24 protein-coding genes are annotated in these 26036 nt (G+C 69.9%); 15 read left to right on the forward strand and 9 right to left on the reverse strand.

Annotation, left to right across the window (positions count from 1 at the left end):
* Positions 1–98: 98 nt before the first annotated feature.
* The 8 genes from AB0G15_RS12410 to trxA all read left to right on the forward strand — a co-directional run bounded on the left by AB0G15_RS12410 (position 99) and on the right by trxA (position 9555).
* A complete protein-coding gene (locus tag AB0G15_RS12410; protein WP_362838031.1) occupies positions 99–620 on the forward strand; it encodes a YbaK/EbsC family protein in 522 nt (173 codons plus the stop codon).
* A gap of 46 nt (positions 621–666) precedes the next feature.
* Complete coding sequence (locus AB0G15_RS12415; protein WP_362838034.1) at positions 667–2793, forward strand: DUF6049 family protein; 2127 nt, start codon at positions 667–669, stop codon at positions 2791–2793.
* Between the two features lie 37 nt (positions 2794–2830).
* A complete protein-coding gene (murJ, locus tag AB0G15_RS12420) occupies positions 2831–4435 on the forward strand; it encodes a murein biosynthesis integral membrane protein MurJ (RefSeq protein ID WP_362838036.1) in 1605 nt (534 codons plus the stop codon).
* A gap of 195 nt (positions 4436–4630) precedes the next feature.
* Complete coding sequence (locus tag AB0G15_RS12425; protein ID WP_362838038.1) at positions 4631–6157, forward strand: protein kinase family protein; 1527 nt, start codon at positions 4631–4633, stop codon at positions 6155–6157.
* Positions 6158–6271: 114 nt separating this feature from the next.
* Entirely contained in the window at positions 6272–6919 is a 648-nt protein-coding gene (gene sigM, locus AB0G15_RS12430) for an RNA polymerase sigma factor SigM (RefSeq protein ID WP_329088091.1), read from the forward strand.
* The gene (locus tag AB0G15_RS12435; protein WP_362838041.1) at positions 6909–7823 is read left to right on the forward strand and encodes a zf-HC2 domain-containing protein; all 915 of its coding nucleotides are present in this window, start codon (positions 6909–6911) and stop codon (positions 7821–7823) included. Before sigM ends, AB0G15_RS12435 begins: the two co-directional genes overlap by 11 nt.
* 297 nt (positions 7824–8120) lie before the next feature.
* Positions 8121–9056: a thioredoxin-disulfide reductase gene (gene trxB, locus AB0G15_RS12440; protein WP_362838168.1), complete on the forward strand. Its 936-nt coding sequence runs from the start codon at positions 8121–8123 to the stop codon at positions 9054–9056.
* A 175-nt stretch (positions 9057–9231) separates the two neighbouring features.
* Entirely contained in the window at positions 9232–9555 is a 324-nt protein-coding gene (trxA, locus tag AB0G15_RS12445; RefSeq protein ID WP_362838043.1) for a thioredoxin, read from the forward strand.
* Between the two features lie 329 nt (positions 9556–9884).
* On the opposite strand, the gene AB0G15_RS12450 is transcribed toward trxA, so the two are convergent.
* Entirely contained in the window at positions 9885–10505 is a 621-nt protein-coding gene (locus tag AB0G15_RS12450; protein ID WP_030919650.1) for a hypothetical protein, read from the reverse strand.
* A 301-nt stretch (positions 10506–10806) separates the two neighbouring features.
* Here AB0G15_RS12450 and AB0G15_RS12455 point away from each other — a divergent pair, with 301 nt between their 5' ends.
* The 4 genes from AB0G15_RS12455 (at position 10807) to AB0G15_RS12470 (ending at position 14969) form a co-directional block, all read left to right on the forward strand.
* Positions 10807–12039 (forward strand): PLP-dependent aminotransferase family protein, encoded by a 1233-nt coding sequence (locus AB0G15_RS12455; RefSeq protein WP_362838170.1) that lies wholly within the window; start codon positions 10807–10809, stop codon positions 12037–12039.
* 185 nt (positions 12040–12224) lie between these two features.
* Complete coding sequence (locus AB0G15_RS12460) at positions 12225–13178, forward strand: D-alanine--D-alanine ligase (protein ID WP_362838045.1); 954 nt, start codon at positions 12225–12227, stop codon at positions 13176–13178.
* Between the two features lie 122 nt (positions 13179–13300).
* A complete protein-coding gene (locus AB0G15_RS12465) occupies positions 13301–14359 on the forward strand; it encodes a beta-eliminating lyase-related protein (protein ID WP_362838048.1) in 1059 nt (352 codons plus the stop codon).
* Between the two features lie 448 nt (positions 14360–14807).
* A complete protein-coding gene (locus AB0G15_RS12470; protein WP_362838051.1) occupies positions 14808–14969 on the forward strand; it encodes a hypothetical protein in 162 nt (53 codons plus the stop codon).
* A 506-nt stretch (positions 14970–15475) separates the two neighbouring features.
* Here AB0G15_RS12470 and AB0G15_RS12475 read toward each other — a convergent pair.
* From AB0G15_RS12475 to rpmH, 8 genes are all read right to left on the reverse strand, one after another.
* Positions 15476–16453 carry a ParB/RepB/Spo0J family partition protein gene (locus tag AB0G15_RS12475; protein ID WP_362838054.1) on the reverse strand — a complete coding sequence of 326 codons (978 nt, stop codon included), beginning with the start codon at positions 16451–16453 and terminating at the stop codon, positions 15476–15478.
* 71 nt (positions 16454–16524) lie between these two features.
* The gene (locus tag AB0G15_RS12480; protein WP_362838056.1) at positions 16525–17388 is read right to left on the reverse strand and encodes a ParA family protein; all 864 of its coding nucleotides are present in this window, start codon (positions 17386–17388) and stop codon (positions 16525–16527) included.
* A gap of 257 nt (positions 17389–17645) precedes the next feature.
* Positions 17646–18341 (reverse strand): 16S rRNA (guanine(527)-N(7))-methyltransferase RsmG, encoded by a 696-nt coding sequence (gene rsmG, locus AB0G15_RS12485; RefSeq protein ID WP_362688208.1) that lies wholly within the window; start codon positions 18339–18341, stop codon positions 17646–17648.
* Positions 18342–18771: 430 nt separating this feature from the next.
* Complete coding sequence (locus AB0G15_RS12490) at positions 18772–19275, reverse strand: R3H domain-containing nucleic acid-binding protein (RefSeq protein ID WP_344744242.1); 504 nt, start codon at positions 19273–19275, stop codon at positions 18772–18774.
* Between the two features lie 35 nt (positions 19276–19310).
* Positions 19311–20258 (reverse strand): membrane protein insertase YidC, encoded by a 948-nt coding sequence (gene yidC, locus AB0G15_RS12495; RefSeq protein ID WP_362838059.1) that lies wholly within the window; start codon positions 20256–20258, stop codon positions 19311–19313.
* Between the two features lie 4 nt (positions 20259–20262).
* Entirely contained in the window at positions 20263–20541 is a 279-nt protein-coding gene (gene yidD, locus AB0G15_RS12500; RefSeq protein WP_344893437.1) for a membrane protein insertion efficiency factor YidD, read from the reverse strand.
* The gene (rnpA, locus tag AB0G15_RS12505) at positions 20541–20915 is read right to left on the reverse strand and encodes a ribonuclease P protein component (protein WP_350968641.1); all 375 of its coding nucleotides are present in this window, start codon (positions 20913–20915) and stop codon (positions 20541–20543) included. The genes yidD and rnpA overlap by 1 nt, the downstream gene beginning before the upstream one ends.
* Before the next feature lie 109 nt (positions 20916–21024).
* The gene (gene rpmH, locus AB0G15_RS12510; protein WP_329088117.1) at positions 21025–21162 is read right to left on the reverse strand and encodes a 50S ribosomal protein L34; all 138 of its coding nucleotides are present in this window, start codon (positions 21160–21162) and stop codon (positions 21025–21027) included.
* 531 nt (positions 21163–21693) lie between these two features.
* Between rpmH and dnaA the strand changes: the two genes are divergently transcribed.
* The 3 genes from dnaA (at position 21694) to AB0G15_RS12525 (ending at position 26032) form a co-directional block, all read left to right on the forward strand.
* Entirely contained in the window at positions 21694–23436 is a 1743-nt protein-coding gene (gene dnaA, locus AB0G15_RS12515; protein WP_362838061.1) for a chromosomal replication initiator protein DnaA, read from the forward strand.
* A 575-nt stretch (positions 23437–24011) separates the two neighbouring features.
* Complete coding sequence (dnaN, locus tag AB0G15_RS12520; RefSeq protein WP_362838064.1) at positions 24012–25151, forward strand: DNA polymerase III subunit beta; 1140 nt, start codon at positions 24012–24014, stop codon at positions 25149–25151.
* 38 nt (positions 25152–25189) lie between these two features.
* Positions 25190–26032 carry a 3-keto-5-aminohexanoate cleavage protein gene (locus AB0G15_RS12525; protein WP_362838067.1) on the forward strand — a complete coding sequence of 281 codons (843 nt, stop codon included), beginning with the start codon at positions 25190–25192 and terminating at the stop codon, positions 26030–26032.
* The last annotated feature ends 4 nt before the right edge of the window (positions 26033–26036 follow it).

A 26036-nucleotide genomic window follows, 5' to 3' on the forward strand; every position in this document is an offset into this window, starting at 1 on the left:
GGAACATGTTCCCCTGCGGGGATACACCTGAAGCGATCACCAGGTTACGGTCGGTCAGGGAACCTCGGGGACTGTGCGTCGAGGCAAGGAGCACACACATGAAGGATGCGCTCGCGATCCACCGCTGGCTCCTCGCACACCAGGTCCATCATGAGATCGTACGCCTTCCGCGCGCGATGACATGCTCGGACGAGCTCCCCGAGGTGCTGTCGGCGAGTCCCGAGATCTGCGTGGGAGTCACGGTCCTCGAGGTCACGACGCGGATCGGCCGCGAACCCGTGGCGGTCGTCACCTCCGTCGGCTCCCCGCCGCGCCCCGGCGTGGTCGCCGGCATCCTGGAGGCCCGGCGGGTCCGGCAGGCCTCGGCCTTCACCGTCAACTCCGCCACCGACTACGCCTCGGGCCTGGTCTGCCCGCTGCTGCTGCCCGCCACGCTCACCGTGCTGGTGGACGAGCGACTCACCCGCACCGTCACACCCGTTTACGTGCCCACCGGGGAGCGTCGTACGGCACTCCTGATCCGCGTCGACCATCTGCTCACACTGGTGTCAGGAAAGATCGTGGACCTGACCCGGCACGGCTCCCGGAGGGAGCCGGCGACCTTTCCCCTCGCCGGTTAGGCCATAGCATTACCGGCGTGCGCCGTACTCGACCCCTGGCCGGCACGTGATCCACAAGGCCGCTCTCCTCGCCCTGCTCGCCACCACGCTGCTCGTTCCCGCGGCCGTGGTCGTTCCGGGTACGGCGAACGCCCGGACGACCTCGGTGAGCCGGGCGGGCCTCCAGGTCGTACTGGAGGCGATCGGCCCCGACGCCCCCCGCGACCCGACCACCGAGATCAAGCTGTCCGGCTCCCTGGTCAACTCCGGCACCGAGACCCTGAACGGGTTGCGCATCCGGATGCACTACTCCCCCCAGCCGTTCGCCCGGCGCGCCGACCTGGAGGCCTACCAGACGGGACAGACCCTCCCGAACTCGTGGTGCTGCGAGAGTTTCGTCCAGGCGCCGATCGCGCCCTCGGGCAAGCTGCCGTGGGAGTTCTCCTTCACGCCGCAGGAGCTGAAGTTCTCCGGCTTCGGCGTCTACCCGGTCATGGTCGAGGTGCTCAACGCCTTCGGGCAGCAGGGCACCCTGCGCACCACGGTGACCTACATGCCCAGGGAGACCAGGGTGGCCCGCACCCGGCTCGCCACGGTGCTGCCCATCGTCGACCAGCCGCGCCGGGCCGGCGACTCCACGTTCGTCGACGAGAGCCTGCCCGCGGCCATGGCCCCCGGCAAGCGGCTGGGCGACCTGCTCAAGATCGCCCAGGACACGTCGTCCGCCAAGGGGCTCACCTGGATCGTCGACCCCGCCCTGCTCGACGACGCGCGGGCCATGGGCGAGCCGCACGCGGTCAGGGTCAAGGACCGCACCCAGCAGCGCCCCGCGACCCCCGAGACCGCCCAGTGGCTGAGCGACTTCCGCGAGGCCGTCGCCGACCACCCGGTGGTGGCGACCCCGTACGGCGACCCCGACGTGGCGGCCCTCGCCCACAACGGCGTCGACGACGCCACCGGGACCGGGATCGCCGCGGCCGGGATCGTGGCCAGGGAGACCCTCGGCCGCGACGTGATCACCAACGTGAACTGGCCGGTGGGCGGCCTGATCGACTACGACGGGCTGGACCTGCTGGCCACCGGCGGCGTCGGCACCGTGCTGCTGAACGGGCCGAACCTGCCGCCGGTGACGCCCCCGGTCACCACCCCCGACGCCTCGGCGACCCTGGAGAGCGTGAACGGCCCGGTCACCGCCCTGGTCGCCGACGCGGCGCTGAGCGAGACCGTCGGCGCCGACACCTCCGCCCCCGGCGCGGCGCTGGCGAACCGCCAGCGGTTCATCGCGGAGACGGCGATGATCGCTTCGGAGCCCGGCACCCCGGCCAGGACGGTGATCGCCGTCCCGCACCGCCGCTGGGACCCCGATCCGGAGTACGTGACCGATCTGGTCGAGACGGCCGCCACCCTGCCCTGGCTGGCGCCCGTCACGCTCGACACGGTCAAGCGCGCCAAGGGCGTCCCCCCGGTCCCGCGGGCCGGCCTGACCTACACCGACCAGGACAGGAAGCTGGAGCTCTCCAAGCAGTACCTGACGGGCGTCAAGAGGGTCGGCGCCCGCGCCGACCTGACCGCCGCGATCACCACCGCCCAGGACCTCGACGTCTTCGACCTGGCGCTGCTGCGCCTGACCTCCTCGGCGTGGCGCGGCAGGACCGCCAACGCCGCGCCGTACGTCCAGCAGGTCGCCGAGGCGATCGACAGCCGGATCGCCATGGTCAACATCACCGGCAGCGAGCAGTCGCGGCTGCGCACCCTGGCCGGCAGCAACGGCGACGTGCCGATCAGCGTGCGCAACGAGCTGAGCGGCGAGGCCGGCGAGGTCGCGGTCGCGGTCCGGCTCAAGGTGACCTCCGACCAGCCCGACCTGCTCAAGATCGAGCCGTACGAGGACAAGCTGGAGATCCGCGGCGGCCAGAACCAGACCATCCGGATCCCGATGACCTCCAGGTCCAGCGGCCAGACGACCGTGACGGTCCAGCTCACCACCGAGGACGGCCGCAAGTACGGCAAGCCGATCGAGCTGACCGTGCGGACCACCGGCTACACCGGGGTCGCCCTGGTGATCGTGGGGGCGGCTCTCGTGGTGATGCTGGCGGCCGTCGTCCTGCGCGTCCTGCGCCGCCGGGGAGGCCGCCGCCCCGCGGCGGCCCCGCCGCCGGCGCGCGAGCGCGAGCCCGCCGGTACCGAGTCGTGAGCGCCCGGCGCTCCGAGCACCTAGCGAAGGAAAGCGCATGAGCAGGGTCCTGCGCGCGAGCGCGATCATGGCTGCGGGGACGATGGTCTCCCGCGTCACCGGCTTCGTCCGGACGGCGGTGCTCGCGGCGGCCATCGGGACCTTCGCGCTGGGCGACGCCTACAACGTGGCCTACACGATCCCTTTCATCCTGTTCGACTCCCTCCTCGGCGGGATCCTGAGCAGCGTCGTCGTCCCGATGATCATCCGGCGGCAGCGGAACGACCCAGACGGGGGCCGGGCCTACGAGCAACGGCTGATGACCCTCGGGGTGCTCGCGCTGACGGTGATCGCGGTGGTCTCGGTCCTGCTGGCCAAGCCGCTGATCAGCCTGTACAGCACCGACTGGGGCCCCCGGCAGACCGAGGTGGCGGTCAGGCTGGCCCAGTACATCCTGCCGATGATCGCCTTCTTCGGGATCGGCGCGATCGCCGGGGCGATCCTCAACACCCGGGACAGGTTCGCCGCCCCGATGTGGGCACCCGTGCTCAACAACGTCGTGATGATCACCGTCGCCGTCGTCTACTACCTGAAGCTGGGCGGCGCGGGCACGGACGTCGACACGATCACCGACGCCGACCTGGCCCTGCTCGGGCTCGGCACCACCGCCGGCATCGTGGCGCAGTGCGTGGTGCTGGTCATCGCGCTGCACAGGGTCGGCTTCCGCTTCCGTCCGCGGTTCGACATGCGCAACGCCGGGCTCGGCGAGATGGGCCGCACCGCGATCTGGACCTTCGCCTACGTCGGGATCGGCCAGATCAGCTTCCTGATCACCACCAGGCTCGCGACCGGCGCGGGCCAGCGGGCACCCGGCGCCGGCAACGCCGCCTACGCCTACGCCTACCAGCTCTTCCAGCTCCCGTACGGGATCATCGCGGTCTCGGTGATCACCGCGATGCTGCCCAGGATGAGCCGGGGGGTGGCCGACGGGCAGCTCGACGCGGTCCGCGAGGAGTTCGCCTCCGGGGTGCGGCTGGTGTCGGTTCTGCTGGTGCCCGCCGGGCTGCTGCTGATGGTGCTGGGCCCCGCGGTGACCGTGCTGATCTTCTCGTGGGGCAACATGACCGTCGACTCGGCGGTCTACATCGGCAACGTGCTGCAGGTCTTCGGGCTGGCGCTGGTGCCGTTCTCGATCTTCCAGCTGCTGCTGCGCGTCTTCTACTCCTTCGGCGACACCCGCACCCCGGCCTTCCTCGCCCTCGGCAACGTGGCGGTCAACGCCACGCTCAGCCTCACGGCCTACCACGCCCTGCCCCCCCGGTACATCGTGATGGGCCTGGCCTTCGCGTTCACCGTCGCCTACGTGGTCGGCGCGGCGGTCGCCTGGATCCTGGCGGCGCGCCGCGTGGGAGGCCTGGCGGGGCGCAGGGTGGCCGCCGGGCTGTCCCGGATGTACGTGGCCGCGCTCCCCGCCGCGGCGCTCGCGCTCGGCGTTCTGTGGCTCATGCAGGAGCTCACGGGGCTGGACGCGCTGAGCGCGGCCATCATGCTGGCGGTGGGCGGCGGACTCGGTATGGTTCTTTACTTGGCGATCGCTCACCGGATGCGCATCCCCGAGGTGAGTTCGATCGTTGGAATGGTGGCAGGACGGGTAGGCCGGTAACCCAAAGACTTGTCTCAAACGTCTGACAAGACGAACACGGGCGGAACCGGCGCGGGACTACCATGGTGCAACGCGTGTGGTGACATGCGGCTAATGGAAGCAGGAGGGCGTGGGCGGATCCACCCAGCATCGTGTGATGTGTCGTGATGTGCTGACCGGGCATGGTGCTGTCGTGTTCTCAGGTACGGGGTCCTCGTGAGTTCCCCCGCCGTCGAGCCCGGCACCAAGCTGGCCGAGCGTTTCCGGCTCGAGGACCGCGTCCACGAGTCGGGCGGTGCCACCCTGTGGAAGGCCATCGACGAGGTGCTCGCCAGGCCCGTCGCCGTCCACACCTTCGATCCCGACTTCCCCCGCCTGAACGAGGTCGTCACGGCGGCCAGGGTGGCCAGCCGGCTGACCGACCCCCGCCTCACCCAGGTCTTCGACGCGACCGAGGACGACGGCCACTCCTACGTCGTCAGCGAGTGGGTGAGCGGCGAGTCCTTCGGCGACATGATCGCGAACGGGCCGCTCGACCCCGAGCGGGCCGCCGCGATGGTCGCCGAGGCCGCGGAGGCGCTGGCCCACGCGCACGAGGCGAACCTCGCCCACCTCTGCCTCACCCCCGAGCACCTGGTGTGGACGGCGGGCAGCACCGTCAAGCTGCTCGGCCTGGGAGTCGACGCCGTCCTGGACGACGTGACGAGCGACGACCCCGCCCGCGAGGACGCCGAGGGCCTCGGCCGCCTGCTGTACGCCGGGCTGACCGGCCACTGGCCGGGCGACGAGCAGGACGGCGGCGGCCTGCCCGTCGCGCCCATGGGTGACGGGCACTTCTGCACGCCGCGCCAGGTCACCGCGGGTGTTCCCGGCTATCTGGACGCCATCGTCTGCCGGGCCCTGCTGCCGGAGACCAGGCGCGGGCTCGAACCGCTGACCACGCCCGCCGAGGTCGCCGAGGCCCTGGCCTCGGTGTCGCGGCCCAGTCCCCTGCCGATGCCGACGCCGATGCCCATGACGGCGCTGCCGGTGGCGGCCTCCCGCTCCGAGGGCATCGACACCGCGGCGCCCCAGCGCCACACGCCCCCTCCCCAGCACCACCACCAGAACCAGCACCGCCCGATGCCCCGCCAGGCGGGCGGCGGCATGGTCAACAAGGTCGCCATGACCGTCGTCGTGCTGCTGGTGATGGTGGCCGTCGGCCTGGGCGCCTGGACCCTCGGCCGCAGCATCGGCAACGCCGGCACCCCGGAGGCCGGCGAGGAGAGCACCACGCCCACGCCCACCGCGGCCGCCGGCACCCGGGAGGTGAAGCCCTCCTCGGTCACCGGCTTCGACCCGCTGGGCGACAACCAGGAGCGCGGCGAGCTGGCCCGCTACGCGACCGACGGCAAGGAGTCCACCGACTGGCACTCCGAGTCGTACGACTCCGCCGACTTCGGCCGGCTCAAGACGGGCGTGGGCCTCCTGCTGGACATGGGCGAGAGCGTTCCGGTCAAGCAGGTGACGGTCAACTTCGGCAGCACCTCGGGAGGCACCGTGGAGCTCAGGGTCGGCGACTCCCCGCAGCTCGACGACCTGTCGGTCCTGCAGAAGGTCAACGGGGTCTCCGGCAAGAAGACGTTCACCGCGGAGAGCCCGAAGAAGGGCCGCTACGTGCTCGTCTGGTTCACCAAGATGCCCACCTACCAGGGGAAGTTCCGCGGCCAGGTGCTGGACATGAAGGTCCTCGCGACCAAGTGACACCGCTCCGATTTGATCTGTTTTACCCGGCTTCTTGCAGATCATCGGAGAATCCGTGGCACCATCTATCCCGTAGAGGTGTTCTCCCCGGATCGGCATAGCAGGACTCTCCTTGTGAATTCCCCACCCGAGACCCCGCCAGCGGCGGACGAGCAGACGGCGAAGGCCCCCGTGTCCGACGCCGACCTGCTCACCCGGCACATCGCCGGGGATCCGCACGCCTTCAGTGAAATAGTCAAGCGACATCGAGACCGCATGTGGGCGGTCGCCCTGCGCACGCTGGGCGATCCCGACGAGGCGGCCGACGCCGTTCAGGACGCCTTCGTCTCGGCCTACCGCAAGGCCGGGAGCTTCCGCGGCGAGGCGGCGGTGACCACGTGGCTGCATCGCATCGTGGTCAACGCCTGCCTCGACCGCATGCGCAGGAAATCGGTGCGCCCGGTGGCCGACGACGAGCTCGTCGAGGCCGCGGAGCGCGAGACCCCGGTGCTCGACCAGACGGCCGAGCGCGAGGTGTCCATGGAGGTCTCGGCGGCCCTGAAGCTGCTGCCCTCCGACCAGCGCGCCGCGCTGGTCCTCGTGGACATGATGGGCTACTCGGTCGAGGACGCGGCCCAGGTGCTGGAGGTGCCGAGCGGCACGGTGAAGAGCCGATGCGCTCGCGGAAGGGCGAAACTCGCCCCGATTCTTTCCCATTTGCGGAACCGATCAGACCTGTCTCGCGTCTCATCCGCGAAGGGAGCAGAACTTCGTGACGGGTGATACGCACTACGACCTGGAGATCTTGGCCGAACTGGCCGAGGGGCTCCTCGACGCCGCCACGGCCATGCGGGTACGCGAGCATCTCGCGATCTGCGATCCCTGTGGTGAGAGCCTCGCCGACCTCGCGGCAGTTCGCGAGGTGCTGGCGGCGACTCCTACACCGGCGATGCCGATGGGAGTCGCGCTGAGGATCGACCGTGCACTGGCCGCTGAGGCAGACAGCTTCCGTGGAGGTGGAGTGGGCCTGGTGGAAGCACCGGCCTGGGACGACATAATGCGCGACGCGCCGTGGGAGACGTCCTCTCCCGCAGAACCGGCGCCATGGGAGACGTCCCCTCTGCGGGCACCGCTCCCGCAGCAGGAGCCTGAGCTCGAGCCGGTGCGGCTGGGGGTCGTCGGCGACGACGGCACCGTGGTCCCGGCGGCCCCGGCCAGGCGCCGCGGCGCGAACCGGCGGAGCCGGTGGGCGATGCCCGCCGCGGCGGCGGGCGTGGCGGCGGCGGTGATCGGCGCGACCGTGCTGGCCACCGGGACGCTGACGGCGTCCGGGCCGGACCAACTGCCGATGAGCGCCCACCCCGCGCCTGCGGACACGATCCAGTACGCGCTGACCGACAGCAACTACAACTACACCGACGCCGAGCTTCGCGGCTCGCTGCTCGACTACATCGGTCCCGGGACCATCCTCGGGACGGCCGAGAACTCGGGGATCGACAAGTGTGTCCGGCAGGTCTCGGCGCAGGTCGGCATCTCGCCCTTCGCCGTGGACCAGGGGTTCTACAACGGGCAGGAGGCCAACATCCTGCTCTTCTGGCAGGACCAGGCCAAGAACACGGTGCGCGTCCACGTCGTGGGCCCGCAGTGTGACGACGTGCGCAAGCCAGGCCTCGCACGCTGGAAGTGACCGGCGGTGCGGCCCCGGGTGACCTCGACAGGCCACCCGGGGCGGCCGGCGGTGAAACACCCGGGATGACCGGTGACAGGGGTCCCGGGGAATGACCGGTGACAGGGGTCCCGAGGTGATCCCCGGCGGGTAATCCGCCGCCAAAACCCTCGCTTCCGCCGTGGGTGCCCGGCATGGATTCGTCCGTGCCGGGCTTTCCGGTCCCACCCGGGGGACCCGTCACCGCGCCGGGCGGGAATCACCGGCGCCTAGGATCTGTTGACGCCGGTGGCATCGACAGAGGGAGAGGCGCGAGCGCTGATGGACGTCCGGAATGTGATCATCATCGGGTCGGGTCCCGCGGGTTACACGGCCGCGGTGTACTCCGCGCGTGCCGAGCTGAATCCGCTGGTCTTCGAGGGGTCGGTCACCGCGGGTGGCGCCTTGATGAACACCACCGAGGTGGAGAACTTCCCGGGATTCCCCGGCGGCATCATGGGCCCGGACCTGATGGACGGGATGCGCAAGCAGGCCGAGCGGTTCGGCGCCGAGCTGGTCGCCGACGACGTGGTCGAGGTCGACCTGGCCGCCAACCCGAAGGTCGTCAAGACCGCCACCGACACCTACTACGCCACGTCCGTCATCCTGTCGATGGGCTCGGGCTACCGCGAGCTGGGCGTGCCCAACGAGAAGCGCCTGTCGGGCCACGGGGTGTCGTGGTGTGCCACCTGTGACGGGTTCTTCTTCCGCGGCCAGGACATCGTGGTCGTCGGCGGCGGGGACACCGCGATGGAGGAGGCGATCTTCCTGACCCGGTTCGCGGCCTCGGTGACGGTGGTGCACCGTCGTGGCGAACTGCGCGCCAGCAAGATCATGCAGGATCGGGCGTTCGCGAACGAGAAGATCCGCTTCCTGTGGGACAGCGAGGTCGTCGACGTGCTCGGCGAGAACAAGGTGAGCGGGGTGCGGGTACGCAACCTCAAGACCGGCGCGGAGGCGGAGCTGGCGGCCACCGGGCTGTTCATCGCGATCGGCCACGATCCGCGCACCGAGCTGGTCAAGGGCCAGGTGGAGCTGGACGACGAGGGCTACATCAAGGTCGAGGCGCCCTCGACGCGCACGAACCTGGAGGGCGTCTTCGCCGCGGGTGACGTCGTCGACCACACCTACCGCCAGGCGATCACCGCCGCCGGCACCGGGTGCGCCGCCTCGCTCGACTCCGAGCGCTGGCTGGCCGAGCACCACGGCGCGTGAGAACGGCGTGTGACGACGGCGTGTGACGACAGGGTGCACGGCTGGGTGTGACGCCCCCGCGAGGCAGGCCTCGGGCGCGCGTCGCACCCCCGCCGGACGACACCCCGCCCGCACCGGTCACCCATCGGCAACGTCATCAGGAACGAGTCCTCAGACAAGAGGGAGAGCAGGAACCTTGGGCACCATCAAGCACGTGACCGACGCCAGCTTCGACGCCGACGTCCTCAAGAGCGACAAGCCCGTGATCGTCGACTTCTGGGCCGAATGGTGCGGCCCGTGCCGCCAGGTCGCGCCGATCCTGGAGGAGATCGCCGGCGAGCAGGCCGGCAAGCTCACGGTCGTCAAGCTGAACGTCGACGAGAATCCGACAACGGCGACAAACTACGGCGTACTCCAGATTCCCACTCTGAACGTCTATAAGAACGGAGAGGTTGTGAAGCAGATCATCGGCGCCAAGCCGAAGGCCATGCTGCTTCGCGAGCTCGAGGGCATCATCTAGGCCCCCTGCGGGTCGGCCGCCCCCACAGCGTCCGCCCGTATCACCCGCTTCCGAGCGGCACACCCACCCACTGAAAGCCCCCCGTCTCACCGCGGGGGGCTTTCATATGCGCAGGGCACCCGTACAGGCACTTGCGCAGGGCACTCGTACCGGGGCTTTTCGGCACGCGCCGCGCCGGGCGGGCTCGCGAGACCTCCGGAGACGGGCTCACGGCTCCCGTGGACAGGCTCACGGCTCCCGGAGGCGTGCTTACGAAGCCCGGAGGCGGGTTCACGGCCCCCGGAGGGCACCGTTCGGCCCACAACGTGCCGTACGGGCTCCAGAGGGTCTCAGACGGGCCGCAGCGCCCTCTCGGGACTCATCGACCCGAGCAGCCTCTCCAGTGCCACCTCGACGTCCTCACGCCATGAGACGGCGTTCTTGAGCTCCAGACGAAGGCGGGGGAAACGCAGGTGGGGGCGGACCGTCTTGAAACCCACGGAGAGCAGGTAGTCGGCGGGCATCAGGCACGCGCCCGGCTGCTCCCACTTCAGGTCGCCGAACGCCTCGATCGCCCGCACCCCGCGCCGGGTCAGGTCCTTGGCCACGCCCTGGACCAGCATCCGGCCCAGGCCGCCCCCGGAGAACTCCGGGATGATGTGCGCGGTCATCAGCAGCACCGCGTCCGCGCTGACCGGGGAGGTCGGGAAGGCCACCGAGCGCGGCACGTAGTGGGGCGGCGCGTAGAGCACGAAACCGGCCGCCACCCCGTCCACATAGACGATCTTTCCGCAGCTTCCCCACTCCAGCAGGGTGGAGGAGATCCAGGCCTCCTTCTCCAGTCCCGGATCACCGGCCTTCATGGCCCGGTCCGCGTTGACGGGGTCGAGCTCCCAGAAGACGCACCGGCGGCAGCGGCGCGGCAGGTCGTCGAGATTGTCGAGGGTGACGTTTGCCAGCCGACGCGACACCTGTTGGCCCCAATCCTGGCGAGACGAGTGCAAGCCATGGCGAAAAACGCGCGAAAACGGCGTCTCCAGCTGGCATCGTAGCCCAGTGCGGGTCCTGGTTTCAGGAGGTCCCGTCCCCACACGCAGACGAACTGCAGCCCCTGACGTACCCTGGTTTCTCTGGTATGAGCGCTTTGTGTGCTCCACACAACCTAGGAGGTGGACCGTGCCCCAGGACAACGATCACGGTCAGACCATCGCCCCGACCCAAGGCTCGCGCATCGACGCTTACGTCGACCGTTACGCGGCACGGGCAACCGGGATGGTCGCCTCCGAGGTGCGAGCTCTCTTCTCCGTCGCGTCGAGGCCCGAGGTGGTCTCGCTCGCCGGCGGCATGCCGTACGTCACCGCCCTCCCCCTGGACGTGGTGGGGGAGCTGGTCGCCGACCTGATCGCCAAGCGCGGCCCGGTCGCGCTCCAGTACGGCTCGGGGCAGGGCGACCCGCACCTGCGCGAGCAGATCTGCGACGTCATGCGGATGGAGGGCATCGAGGCCAACCCCGACGACGTCGTCGTGACCGTCGGCTCCCAGCAGGCCCTCGACCTGATCACCCGGATCTTCATCGACCCGGGTGACGTCGTGCTCGCCGAGGGTCCCTCCTACGTCGGAGCCCTGGGCACGTTCTCCGCCTACCAGGCCAAGGTCATCCACATCGCGATGGACAGCGAGGGGATCATCCCCGAGTCGCTGGCCCAGACCATCTACGCCCTGAAGAGCGCGGGCAACCGGATCAAGTTCCTCTACACGATTCCCACCTTCCAGAACCCCGCGGGCGTGACGCTCAGCGTCGCGCGCAGGCAGCAGGTCCTGGAGATCTGCCAGCGGGCCGACGTGCTGATCGTCGAGGACAACCCGTACGGCATGCTCGGCTTCGACGGCGATCCCATGCGGACGCTGCGCGCCGACAACGCCGACGGAATCGTCTATCTCGGCTCGTTCTCCAAGACCCTGGCCCCCGGTTTCCGGGTCGGCTGGGCCCTCGCCCCGCACGCCATCCGCGAAAAGCTGGTGCTGGCGATGGAGTCCGCGGTGCTGTCGCACTCCTCCTTCACGCAGCTGGCCGTCGGCCAGTACCTCGCCACCCAGCCCTGGCGCGAGCAGATCAAGTCGTTCAGGGAGCTCTACCGCGAGCGCCGCGACACCATGCTCTCCTCGCTCGAGGCCCTGATGCCCGACGGCGTCACCTGGACCCGCCCCGGTGGCGGGTTCTTCGTTTGGGCCACCCTCCCCGAGGGGCTCGACTCCAAGGCGCTCCTGCCCCGCGCGGTCGCCGAGCGGGTGGCCTTCGTACCGGGCACCGGTTTCTTCGCCGACGGCGGCGGCGCGCGGCACATGCGGCTCTCCTACTGCTACCCCGAGCCCGAGCGCATCCGCGAGGGTGTGCGCCGCCTGGCCGGGGTGATCGGGCAGGAGCTCCGCGTCCGCGACACCTTCGGGACCGGCTCGCCCGCCGAGCGAGCCGGGATCGACACTCCGGGACCCGACCTCGCGTGACCCCGCTCTCCGGGGGTGCTCCGCGCCACGGGGCACCTCCGGCATGAGCTCCTCCCCGCCGGTACCGTACGGTGACTTCCTGCGCCGGTGCGCGGTGATCGATCCGGTTCGCCGGAACAGCCGGACCGCGCGTGACGAGAGCGACAGGACAGGCTCGGAGCGGGCCTTGACGAGAGGTATGTCGGATGAGTGACCTGGGCCATGTGCTCGTCCTGGCGGGCGGGCTCTCCTACGAGCGGGAGGTCTCGCTGCGTTCCGGCCGCCGGGTGAGCGAGGTGCTGCGCGGCGCGGGCGTCTCCGTGGAGACCCGCGACACCGACGCGTCACTGGTTCCCGCCGTGCTCGCGGACCCGCCGGACGCGGTCTTCGTCACCCTGCACGGCGGGGCGGGCGAGGACGGCGCCATCCGCTCGGTTCTCGAACTCCTCTCCGTCCCGTACGTCGGCGCCGGCCCCGACGCCTGCCGGGTCGCCTACGACAAGCCCACCGCCAAGACCGTCGTCCGCTCCGTCGGGTTGCGCACCCCCGAGTCGGTGACGCTGCCCAAGGAGACCTTCCACGACCTCGGCGCCTCCGCGGTGCTGGCCCGCATCGTGGACCGCCTCGGCCTTCCCCTGTTCGTCAAGCCGTCCCGCGGCGGCTCGGCGCTCGGCGCGTCGATCGTCCGCAGCGCCGAGGAGTTCCCCGCCGCCATGGTCGGCTGCTTCGCCTACGGCGACACCGCGCTGATCGAGCGCTGCGTCGAAGGGGTCGAGGTCGCCGTCTCCGTGGTCGACCTCGGGAGCGGGCCGGTGGCACTGCCCCCCGTGGAGATCGTCGCCAACGAGGGCGTGTACGACTACGCGGCCCGCTACACCGCCGGGCACACCGAGTTCTTCGCCCCGGCACGCCTGTCGCCCGAGGCGTCGGCCGCCTGCGCCGAGATGGCCGTGACCGCGCACACCGCCCTCGGCCTCAGGGACATCTCCCGTACGGACCTGATCGTCGACGCGGACGGCCTGCCCTACTTCCTCGAAGTGAACGTCGCCCCGGGCATGACCGAGACGTCCCTCCTCCCCATGGCCGCGGAGGCCGCAGGGGAGGACCTCGGCACCCTCTGCCGCGTTCTCCTGGAACAGGCCGCCGCCCGCGGCGCCTGACCTCTCTCCCGCTCTCCCGGCTCCCGCTCTCCCGGCTCCCCCGCGTGAACCCTGCCACGGGCGCGGGCCGGGCCGGCGGACCTGGGCGGTGGGCGGGCCGGGCCTCCCCCTACGCTGGCCGTGTGCTGACCTCCACCCCATTTCCCAAGAGCTTCGCCAGCGACAACCACGCGGGCGTGCATCCTGCGGTTCTCACCGCCATCCTCGAAGCGAACACCGGAGACGCCCTCGCCTACGGCGGGGACGCCTGGACCACCGCGATGGAGAACGCCTTCCGCGCCGAGTTCGGCGCCCACGCGACCGCCTACCCGATGTTCAACGGCACCGGCGCCAACGTGGTGGGCCTCGGACTCGTGCTGCGGGCGTACGACGCGGTGCTCTGCCCGGCCACCGCCCACATCAGCACCAGCGAGTGCGGTGCCGCGGAACGCGTGCTGGGCGCCAAGCTGGTCACCCTTCCCACCGGAGACGGCAAGATCTCCGTGGACGACGTCCGCGGCCAGCTGTCCGCGCTGGGGGACGAGCACCACTCCCAGCCCAGGGTCATCTCCATCTCCCAGGTGACCGAGTGCGGCACCTGCTACACCGCCGACGAGATCGCCGAGCTCGCGGAGTTCGCGCACGCGCACGGTCTCTTCCTGCACATGGACGGCGCTCGGCTGGCCAACGCGGCGGCCGAGCTCGGCTGCTCGCTCCGCTCCCTCACCACGGACGCGGGTGTGGATCTGCTCAGCTTCGGGGGCACCAAGAACGGTGCCATGGGCGCCGAGGCGCTCGTGATCCTCCGCCCGGAGCTGGACGCCCCGGCGCTGTTCCTGCGCAAGCAGGGGATGCAGCTCGCTTCCAAGATGCGCTTCGTCTCCGCCCAGCTGACCGCTCTCCTCACCGACGACCTCTGGCGCGAGAACGCCGCTCACGCCAACGCCATGGCCCACCGTCTGGCCGACGGCATCGCCGGTCTCCCGGGCGTCTCCCTGCGCTACCCCGTGCAGTCCAACGCCGTCTTCCCGGCTCTCCCTGAGAAGGCCATCGCGGAACTGCAGCAGCGCTACCTCTTCCACGTCTGGGACGCGGCCGAGAACGTGGTCCGCTGGGTGACCGCCTTTGACACCACCCCCGAGCACGTCGACGCCTTCGTCGCCGACATCCGCCTCGTCGTTCAGGAGAACCTCGGCTCCTGAACGACGCCTGTTTCACGTAAAACGGCCGGCTCCGGAGGCGGTGACTGTTTCACGTGAAACACCCCCCGCCGTCTCCGGACCGCCTTTCTCCCCCTACTTCTCTTTCCCCTACGTCAAGATCCCGGTCGTTCCTTCGTGGGTGAGGGACCCGGTCGTTCTTCGTAGGCGAGAGCCTCCGCCTCTCCCGTCGTTCCCCGATTTCCCTCATCGATGAACCCGTGCCCTGCCGGGGACCGGCGCGCACATCCCACCGCTTCGTGTTTCACGTGAAACGACGCCTCCTCCGTGAGGACAGCAGCGGATCACCCGACGAGACGACCGCGAGATGTCGCCGGCCGGCCGGCCCCACGAAGGCCTCCGGCTGGGGTGCGGCACTCCACGCGCGACGGTCTCGCCGAAGCGGGCCCCACGCCCCTGGAACCGCGCATGCGCACGCGTTGGACGCGCCATGAGGGCAGAGGTCCAGTCGATCACCGCAACGCCGTACGGCGAGCACAGGGCGGTGAACGGAGGAGAAGGAAGGACCGAGCGCCTGGAGGCGAAGGGCGGCAGGGCGCGGACGGCAGAGAAGCGGGCATGGGGAAAGGCCGAGTGCGGGGAAGGGCTGTGAATGAGCGGGAAGCAGCCACGGGAAGGCGAGCGAGACCGGCGGAAGCAGAGGGTGGGGTCGGTCGAACCTGCCGAATCAGGGGTCGGTCGAACCTGCCGAATCAGAGGGAGCCGAGGATAACGACCGAGCACACGGGAGCGGCCGAGCACACGGGAGCGGCTGGACCATGGGAACGACCAGAACACACGGAAGCTGCCGGACACAGGAACGATCGAGCACACAGGGGCGGCCGGGCCATGGAAGCGACCGACCACACAGGAGCGGCCAGGCACAGGATCCACCGGGCACATGGGAGAGACCGGGACACGCAAGCCGCGGAGAACGCGAACGGCCTCCCTGTTTCACGTGAAACAGGGAGGCCGTTCGTCGTCGGGGAACCGTCCGGGAAGGTCGGCCGCCGGGGTCAGCCCGGAAGGCAGCCATCCCGGAAGGGGCCTCGGGGGAGATTCACCGGCCCGGCGGGTGCGCCACGGGCTCGCCTTCCCGGGCTTCCAGAGCCGGTTCGATCATCCTTCCATCGCCTGCAGCGAGCCCGGAGCCATCGTGCCGATGATGCGCTCCAGATCGTCGATGGTCGCGAACTCCACCACGATGCGTCCCTTGCGACGGCCGAAGTCGACCTTCACCCGGGTCTCGAAGCGGTCGGAGAGCCGGTCGGCCAGATGCCGGAGGGCGGGCTCCTCGTCGGGCTTGGGCCGGGGAGCACGCGGAGCCGGCGCCGGGGCGGCCTTGGCGTCACCCACGGCCACGATCTCCTCGACCGCGCGGACCGAGAGGAGCTCGGCCACGATCCGGCGGGCGAGATGCTCCTGGGCCGCGGGGTCGTCCAGCCGGAGCAGTGCCCGGGCGTGGCCCGCGCTGATCGTCCCGGCCGCGACGCTGAGCTGCACCCCCGGCGGCAGCTTCAGCAGGCGCAGCGTGTTGGTCACGTGCGAGCGGGAACGGCCGATCCTGGTGGCGAGCTGCTCGTGGGTCGCGCCGAAGTCGTCGAGCAACTGCTGGTAGGCCGCCGCCTCCTCCAGGGCGTTGAGCTGCTCGCGCTGGAGGTTCTCGATGAGCGCGTCGAGCAGGAGCTTGTCCTCCTGGGTGTTCCGCACGATCGCGGGGATCTCGGAGAGCCCGGCGAGCCTGGAGGCGCGCCAGCGGCGCTCGCCCATGACCAGCTCGTAGCGTCCCTCACCCGTGGCCCGCACCACGACCGGCTGGAGCAGGCCGACCTCGCTGATCGAGGCGGCCAGCTCCTGCAGGGCCTCCTCGTCGAAGACATCGCGGGGCTGGCGCGGGTTGGGCACGATGTCGTCGACGGGGATCTCAAGGAAGTAGGCGCCCGCGACCGGCGCGGGACCGGGCTGTTCGGGCACCACCACCGGCTCGGGAGCGACCATGGTCGCGGTCATCGACGCGGGCGGCTCCGCGACGACGGCCGGACCCGTGGGGATGAGCGCCCCCAGTCCCCTGCCCAGCCCTCTCGGCTGCTTACTCACTGCCCCTCCCGAGACTCAAGGTGTCGCCCTCACTGACGTACCCGCGACCGCGGCCGCGGGGTTCCCGGTGCTCATACGGCCGCACCGCGGTAAGCGATCTCGCGGGCGGCGTCCATGTACGCCATCGCACCACTGGAGCCCGGATCGTACGTCATGACCGACTGACCGTAGCTCGGAGCCTCGGAGACACGCACGCTTCGGGGGATCAGCGTGCTCAGCACCGTCGCCCCGAAGTGGGAGCGAACCTCGTCGGCGACCTGCGAGGCGAGGCGGGTGCGCCCGTCGTACATCGTCATGAGGATGGTGGAGAGGTCGAGCGTGGGGTTCAGGTGGGCGCGGACCAGATCCACGTTCCTCAGCAGCTGGCCGAGACCTTCCAGCGCGTAGTACTCGCACTGGATGGGGATCAGCAGCTCGTTCGCGGCCATCAGCGCGTTGACCGTCAGCAGGCCGAGCGAGGGAGGGCAGTCGATGAGGATGTAGTCGAACTCGACGGCGTCGTACGCGGCCAGCGCGCGCTGCAGGCGGGCCTCGCGGGCGACCATGGAGACCAGCTCGATCTCGGCGCCGGCCAGATCGATCGTGGCGGGGGCGCAGTAGAGGCCCGGCATGTCCGGGACCTCCTTCACGACCTCCGCGAGCGGCAGGTCCTCCACGAGCACCTTGTACATGTCCGGCACGTCACCGCGGTGCTCGACGGCCAGGGCCGTCGAGGCGTTTCCCTGGGGGTCGAGGTCGACCACGAGGACCCGCTGGCCGTGCATGGACAGCGCCGCCGCCAGGTTGACCGACGTGGTGGTCTTGCCGACGCCGCCCTTCTGGTTGGCGACGGTGAAGATCCGGGTCTTGGAAGGGCGGGGCCAGTCACCGTCCCGGACCCCGGTGGAACCTCCGGGAGCGGCGGTCTTCTGGGCCGATGTTTCACGTGAAACCACTGAGCTGAGTGCCTCTCGTACCAGCGGCGAGTCGCCGGGATTAAGGGGGGTCTGGGTCACGGTCGTCTTCCTTTCAACCGGCCTGACTACGGCACCGGGTGCCGCTGCCGGCCAGCCCAGACCGGAAAGGCGTCCATGGGGCAGAGCGGCGGGAACCTCGGGCCAGCCGAGACCGCTCCTCGCGCTGGCGATCGCACTCGAACGGTCGTTCACTGGCCTCGTACTCGCTTTGCTCGGTTTACCTGGTGACCTCGCGCTTACCTGCCTCGCGAGGCACGATCCTTCCGGCGAGAGGCCTTCCGCGCTCCTTCGGGAGCCCGACCGGCGACCACTCGGATGAGAGTTGCGGGCGGCTCGACCTTACCGTGCCCGACCGATGTAAGCTCGGCGGTTTGCACCCCACTCGCCCGCAATTGCGGCTCGGCGTCCGCCAATTCCTCGGCGGCACGCTCCCCCTTCATGGCCAGCAGCTCACCACCCTCGCGCAGCAGGGGCAGCGACCATTTCAGCAGACGGTCGAGCGGCGCCACCGCCCGGGCGGAGGCGACGTCGAACTCCCGCCTGCCCGCGAACTCCTCGGCCCGGCCGCGCAGTACCTCGACGTTGTCGAGTTTCAGCGACTCCACGCACTCCTCCAGGAAGACCGTCCGGCGAAGGAGCGGCTCCAGGAGGGTGACGGTGATGTCGGGCCGTACGATCGCCAGGACCAGGCCCGGCAGGCCGGCACCGGAACCGATGTCGACCAGGCGCACGCCGGCGGGCACGGCCTCGGAGATCACCGCGCAGTTGAGCAGGTGGCGGTCCCAGATGCGCGGCACCTCCCGCGGGCCGAGCAGCCCACGCACCACCCCGGGACCGGCCAGCAGCTCCGCGAAGGCCTCCGCTCTGGCCCAGGCGTCGCCGGTGAACACCTCGCGCGCGACCTCGGGCGGTTCGGGGATCTGGTCACTCACTCGATGCTCACTCTTCCCTCAAAAATTCGGGGTCAGGCCGGTCTCAAGGCTAACGGCCCGCTTCGGCGCCGTCGTACAGCACGGGGTGGGGACGCCGCCGCAGGCGCGGGACACGGTGCCGTGCGAGGGCGTGCGGCGGTACCGGACGGGTCGGGTGGCGGGAGGCCACGGCCTTCCCGGGCGCCGCGAAGCATGATTTCGGGACACACAAGGATCCCGGGACACACCGGCAAAGGTCCCCGGGACGGCGGCGGCCCGGACGGTGTCCCCACGGCGCGGGCCACGAAAGCGAGCCACCAAGACGGGCCGCAAGACGGGCCACGAAAAAGTCCCGCAAAGCGGGCCACGAAAGCGGGGCACGAAAAAGGCCGCCGTCCCCGGGGAACCGGGGGCGGCGGCCGGCGCCGGCCCACGCCGTCGCCAAGAGGCGCTAAACGGGAAGCACCACCACGAACCGGCGGGGCTCCTCGCCCTCGGACTCGCTCCGCAGGCCCGCCGCCGCGACGGCGTCATGCACGATCTTCCGCTCGAACGGGGTCATCGGCTGCAGCGACTTGGGCTCACCGTTCCTTTTGACGTCCGCCGCGATCTTGGTGCCGAGCTCGCTCAGCTCGCTCCGGCGGCGGTCGCGGTAGCCGCCGATGTCGAGCATCAGGCGCGAGCGCTCACCCGTCTGGCGGTGGACCGCGAGGCGGGTCAGCTCCTGGATGGCCTCCAGCACCTCGCCGTTGGGGCCGACCAGGTCGCCGCCCTTGATGTCGACGACCGACACCACGGCGCGATCACCTTCGACATCCATGTCGATGTCACCGTCGATGTCGGCGATGTCGAGCAGACCCTCGACGTAGTCCGCCGCGATCTCGCCTTCCTGCTCCAGGGCGGCGAGATCGGGAGCCGTCTTCGCGGGCTCCTTCTCGGCCTCGGCCTCGGTCACGTCCGGCCACTCCTTCGTGCTGTCGGGATGAGACGTCAGGACTTCTTGCTACCGGTCCGCTTGCTGCGGGGCTGGCGGGTGGGCTGCTGTCGGATCACCTTGGCCTCCGGCACGGGCGGCGCCTCGGGCTCGGGGGCGGTCTTCTTGACCTTGCTCAGCAGGCTCGGCTTGGGCTCGGGAGTCGTGACGTTGCCCTTGGCGTCGACCACCGGCGAGGGGTTACGGCTGTAGAACCAGTGCTGCTGGCCGAGGGTCCAGACGTTCGTGGTGACCCAGTAGAGGATCAGGCCGAGAGGGAAGTTCAGCGAGAAGATCGCGAACAGCGGCGAGACGTACATCAGGATCTTCTGCTGCTGCGCCATCGGGTTGTCCGGCATCTGGGCGATCGAGCGGGTCACGCTCTGCCGGACGGTCAGGAAGGTCGTCAGCGAGCTGACCGCCACGAAGATGGCCAGCACGACCTTGGTGACGATCGGGTCGGCGTCCAGCTTGATGATGTCGGCCGAGCTCGTGAAGAACGTCGCGGGGATGGGCGCGCCGAAGATGTGCGCGGCCCGGGCGCTGTCGACGAGCCCCTGTGACATCCCGAACTTGGCATGGCCCGCGGCCATGGCCTGCAGCACGGTGAACATCGAGATGAAGATCGGGAACTGCGCCAGGATCGGGAGGCAGCCACCCAGCGGGTTGGCCCCCTGTCCCTGGTACAGCGCCATGACCTCCTGGTTCATGCGCTGTTTGTCGTTCTTGTAGCGCTTGCGGATCTCCTGGACCTTGGGCGCCAGCTCCTGCATCTTCTTCGACGAGCGCATCTGCTTGAGGAAGAGCGGGAAGATCAGCAGCCGCATCAGCACGGTGAGCGTGATGATGGTCAGCGCCCAGTTGAGCCCGCTGTCCTTCGGGATGAAGGTGCTGTAGCCCTGGTGAATCCAGGTGATTACATGGGCGACGGCTGTGTACAGCCAGTTCAGCCAGGACAGCTCCACCGAGCTAGCTCCCTTGCGTTTCGTCGGACCGGCCCGGGCGCGGGGGCACCGGGTCAAAGCCTCCGGGATGGAATGGGTGGCAACGCCCGATTCTCCGGATCGTCAACCATGTGCCGCGCAGCGCGCCGTGAACGGCCACGGCCTCGAGGCCGTAGGCACTGCACGAGGGGTGGAAGCGGCAACGGGGACCCAGCAGAGGACTCACGAAGGACCGGTAGAACCGGATCGGAGCCATCAGGATCCTGGCAGCCGGAGAAATTCCAGCGGTCTGCTGCGCCGTCATCATCGCCCATCCATGCGAGCCCCAGGGGGCTCCAGCCGCCTGAGTAAACGATCCAGCGCGACGTCGAGTTCGGCGGCGATGCGCTCGCTTCGCGCGGACGCGGCCGGTGGATTGGCGCGTACCACCAGCAGGCTACCTCTCGGAAGCCGGTCGAGACGGTCTCGCATGAGGTGTCTCAACTGACGTTTAACCCGATTTCTGATGACCGCGCCTCCTACGGCACGACTCACCACGAATCCGACCAGGGGGGGAGTGTCCCTGTCAGAGCGCATGCCAAGGTGCGCGACCAGGGTGGGACGGCCTGCTCGGCTTCCCCTTCTGACCGCGCCGGCGAACTCGTCGCCCCGGCGCATGCGGGACCCGGACGGCAGCACGAGAGATCTTGGTGACCCTGGGCAGGTACGCCCGTCGCCCGCCGGCAGCGATGCCGGCGGGCGACGGGCGCTACTGCCTAGGCCCGGCGAACCGGGCGCAACGGATGCGTCAGGCGGAGATCTCGGCGCGGCCCTTGCGACGGCGAGCGGCAAGGATGGCGCGGCCGGCGCGGGTGCGCATGCGGAGCCGGAAGCCGTGGGTCTTCGCACGACGGCGGTTGTTCGGCTGGAAAGTACGCTTGCTCACGAGTGGGCTCCAGGCTCAAGACGCATCCCCAGCACATGGGGACGCTCGACAGTGGCTGGCTTGCCGGATGCGGGGCATGCGAAATAGCCGCCGCGTGGCAAGCCGACCGTCGTACGTTACGGGTCAGGCGTGTCCCAGGTCAAACCGGAGAGTGTTCCGAAGCACGCACACACAGGTTATCCACGTTTCCACAGGCACGTTATCCACCGGCGCCTCGCCGTCCACAGGATGTGCGCTCCGTCCCCTCCGTACGCCACTAGGCTGTGGACAACGTCTTGTACACAGCTGTGGACAGGGCTACTGTCGGCCCTTCCAGACCCTCTCTCCGCTGCGAGGACGCGTCGGGCCGCAGGTAACGGGCTGTGCACAGCCTGTGGATTCGATGTGGATTTCGTATGGCGCCCACGAAGACGCCACGGGACTCCCGGCATGTGGACAACGACGAGATCCGGTGCGCCCGGCGGCCACCATTGTGGATAAACAGATCGCGGTGGGCCAGCGGGGCCGCGTCGGGAGGAGGGGAGCCGGACCATGGACGGAACGGACCTCAGCGCGGTCTGGGCGAGGGCTCTTGAGAACTCCCTGAACGAGAACGTCCCGTCCCAGCAGCGGGTCTGGCTCAACATGACCCGGCCCTTCGGCCTCATGAACGACACCGTGGTGCTCGCCGCGCCCACGGATTTCGCCAGAGATGTCCTGGAGAACAAGCTTCGTCCGCTCATCAGCCAGGCGCTCTCCCAGGAGTTCGGCCGCCCGATGCGGGTGGCGGTCATGGTCGACCCCAGCGCGGCGGGCCCCGAGTCCGGGCTCACCCCCCGCCAGGACGCTTATCCCCAGGCCCAGCCGCAGGGTTATGCACAGGCCGGCGGGGACCGGCAGGGTTATGCACAGCCCGCTCCGCCCCAGCACCACGGGGGTTCCGGGCTCCAGCACCCCTATCCGGGGGGCAACCAGGCCGCGCAGCCGTCCACCGACTATCCACAGGCCCAGCCGTTCTCCTACCCGTACCAGCAGGGCGAGGAGTCCCCCCAGCCGTACCTGCCCGCGGAGCCCTCGCAGACGCCCGCGCAGGGAGAGCAGAGCCCCGGATACGGCCGCGGCTACACCCCGCAGCCGTCACCACCGCGGTCCGAGCCCGACTCCTTCGACCGCGGCGCGCCTCCCGTGCCCGCCGCGGGCGGCGCCGGCGGCGTGCAGAACAGGTGGGACGGCCGCGGGAGCCGCACCCAGGGGGAGCCGGCCCGGCTGAACCCGAAGTACACCTTCGACACCTTCGTGATCGGCTCCAGCAACCGGTTCGCGCACGCGGCGGCGGTCGCGGTGGCCGAGGCGCCGGCCAAGGCGTACAACCCCCTGTTCATCTACGGTGACTCGGGTCTGGGCAAGACCCACCTGCTGCACGCGATCGGTCACTACGCGCAGAGCCTGTACGACGGCGCGCGGGTGAGATACGTGAGCTCGGAGGAGTTCACCAACGACTTCATCAACTCCATCCGCGACCACAAGGCCGACAACTTCCGGGGCCGCTACCGGGCCGTGGACATCCTGCTGGTGGACGACATCCAGTTCCTGGAGGGCAAGGAGCAGACGCAGGAGGAGTTCTTCCACACCTTCAACACGCTGCACAACTCCAACAAGCAGATCGTCATCTCCAGCGACCGGGCGCCGAAACAGCTGGTCACGCTGGAGGACCGGCTGCGCAACCGGTTCGAGTGGGGACTGATCACCGACGTCCAGCCGCCCGAGCTGGAGACCCGGATCGCGATCCTGCGCAAGAAGGCGATCCAGGAGGGCCTGGCCGCGCCGCCCGAGGTGCTCGAGTACATCGCGAGCCGCATCTCGACCAACATCCGCGAGCTGGAGGGCGCCCTGATCAGGGTGACCGCGTTCGCGAGCCTGAACCGGCAGTCGGTGGACCTGCAGCTCACCGAGGTCGTGCTCAAGGACCTCATCACCGAGGACGCGGGCTCGGAGATCACCGTCGCCACGATCATGGCGTCCACCGCCGCGTACTTCGGGCTGTCGATCGACGACCTGTGCGGCGGGTCACGCTCGCGGGTGCTGGTGACCGCCCGCCAGATCGCCATGTATCTGTGCAGGGAGCTGACCGACATGTCGCTGCCGAAGATCGGCCAGCAGTTCGGCGGCCGCGACCACACCACGGTCATGCACGCCGACCGCAAGATCCGCTCCCTGATGGCCGAGCGACGCTCGATCTACAACCAGGTCAACGAGCTGACGACCCGGATCAAGCAGCAGTCCCGCAATGGATGATGAGGTTTTTCACCCCGTGATGCACAGGCTGTGGAAAACCTTGTGGATCAACGGTTCGCGGGGGACCGGGAGGCTCCGGGGCGTCGAACCATGATCATCCGGAAACCCGCTGGTCCGAACGTTGTTCGGCGCATGTGGACAACCCTGGGGAGAACTTGGGGACAACCTGGGGACAACTCGTGGATAACCTGGGGACGCCCTGTGGGGAGAGTTTTCCACAAGGACAAAACGACCTCCTACCCCGTGGATAACCTGGGGAAACCTCGTGGAAAACTTGGGGACAGAGGGCACCGAATCTGGGGACGGCCTGTGTGTACTCCGGGGTTCTCCCCAGCCCCAAGAGTTGTCCACAGTCCCCACCCACAGCCCCAGTGGATGAAAAAACAGCACTTGACCTGCGGAAACAATGGCTTTCCACAGTATCCACAGCCCCTAATACGAAGGCCACTTGTATCTCTAACTAGGAAACCCAAGAGCCATAAGAGGGGTTCCGAGGGAGCGCAGGTGCGCGACAGTGAACACTTGAACCCCAGGCACCGAGCGGATGGCGCTCGACACACAGGAGGCGGATCCACGTGATGTTCCGGGTCGACCGAGACGTGCTCGCTGAGGCGGTCGCATGGACGGCGCGCAGCCTGCCGGCGCGTCCCTCCGTGCCGGTGCTGGCCGGCATGCGTCTTGAGGTCACGGAGAGCGGGCAGCTCAAGCTGTCGGGCTTCGACTACGAGGTCTCCGCCGAGGTGACCCTCGAGCTGCAGACGGGCGAGGCGGGCGTGGTGCTCGTCTCCGGCAGGCTTCTGGCCGAGATCACCAGGGCGCTTCCCGCGCAGCCTGTGGATTTCGTGGTGGAGGGAGCCAAGGCGGTCGTCACCTGCGGCAGCGCCCGGTTCACACTCCTGACCATGCCTGTGGAGGACTACCCCTCCCTGCCGACCATGCCCCCGGCCGCCGGCCGGGTGGGCAGCGACGTGTTCGCCTCGGCCGTGGGCCAGGTCGCGGTGGCCGCGGGCAAGGACGACACCCTGCCGATGCTCACCGGCGTGCGCGTGGAGATCGAGGGCGACACGGTCACGCTCGCGGCGACCGACCGCTACCGCCTCGCCGTACGGGAGCTGAAGTGGCAGCCGGGCCAGCCGGACTTCTCGGCGATCGCGATGATCCCGGGCAGGACCCTCGCCGACACGGCCAAGGCCCTGGGCGGCACCGGCGCCGAGGTCGAGATCGCGATGAGCTCCGCCGGCGGCACCGGTGAGGGCATGATCGGCTTCTCCAGCGCGGGACGCCGCACCACCACCCGGCTGCTCGACCCCGAGTTCCCCAAGTACCGCTCGCTGCTGCCGACGGAGTTCTCCGCCCGCGCGGAGCTGCCGACGGCCGCCTTCGTCGAGGCCGTCAAGCGCGTGGCCCTGGTCGCCGAGCGCAACACGCCCGTACGGCTGGCCTTCCGCGGCGACGAGGTCGTCCTGGAGGCGGGCAGCGGCGACGAGGCGCAGGCGGTCGAGGTTCTCCCCGTCGACTTCGAGGGCGACGACATCAACATCGCCTTCAACCACCAGTTCCTGCTCGAGGGGCTTGGCGCGATCGACTCCGACGTGGCCCGCCTGCAGATGACGACGTCCACCAAGCCCGCCATCCTCACCGGCGGCAAGCCCGCCGACGACGGCGGTGTTCCCGACTACCGCTACCTGATCATGCCCATCCGCCTGTCCAGCTGATGGAGGCCCCGCGACGGCCCGGCGCGGGGGATCACCCGGTGGATCCCGAGGTGAATCCCCCGGCGGGTCCCGGAAGTGATCCCGCGCCGAGAACGGCGGCGGGCGGAGGCGCCGAGGCGCGCGGCGGGACGGCGGTGCGGCGGGGGGAGGCCACGTGGCTCAAGGCGTGCCTGAACGGCGCCAGGAGGCCCGGCGACCACCCGGCCCTCCCCCTGACCCCCCTGGAGCTCGCTGAGGCGGCCCGTGAGGCGCGTGGGGCGGGTGCGGACGCCGTTCACCTTCATCCGCGCGACGAGGCGGGCAGCGAGTCGCTCAGCGCCGCCCACGTCGGGGCGGCCGTACGGGCCGTGCGCGAGGCCTGCCCCGGCCTCCCCGTGGGGGTGAGCACCGGCCTGTGGATAACCGGCGGGGATGTGGACGCGCGGCGCGACGCCGTCCGCGGCTGGGCCGCGCTCGCCCCCGGCGGGCTGCCGGACTTCGCCTCGGTGAACCTCTCCGAACCCGGCTTCGAGGGCCTGTGGCATGATCTGCGACGGCTCGGGGTGGGGGTGGAGGCCGGGGTCTGGTCCGTGGACGACGCCGACGCGCTCGCCGCGACCGGCCTGGACTGTGTGCGGGTGCTCGTTGAGATCCTCGGCGGCCCCGCGGGGACCGCCGTCTCCCGGGCGCGCGCCGTCCTGGACCGCCTCGCCGAGCTGGGCGTCCCCGGTCCGCGACTGCTCCACGGTGAAGGGGACCCCGCCTGGATTCTCCTGGACGAGGCGGGGCAGTCTGGACTCGCCACGCGCATCGGCCTGGAGGACGTCCTCCACAGCCCTGTGGGTGACCCCGTCGGCGGGAACGCCGAGTTGGTAAGGCTTGCGCGGGCACGTCTGGCGTAGGTGA

This window comes from Streptosporangium sp. NPDC023825 (assembly GCF_040639575.1).
Taxonomy (GTDB): Bacteria; Actinomycetota; Actinomycetes; order Streptosporangiales; family Streptosporangiaceae; genus Streptosporangium.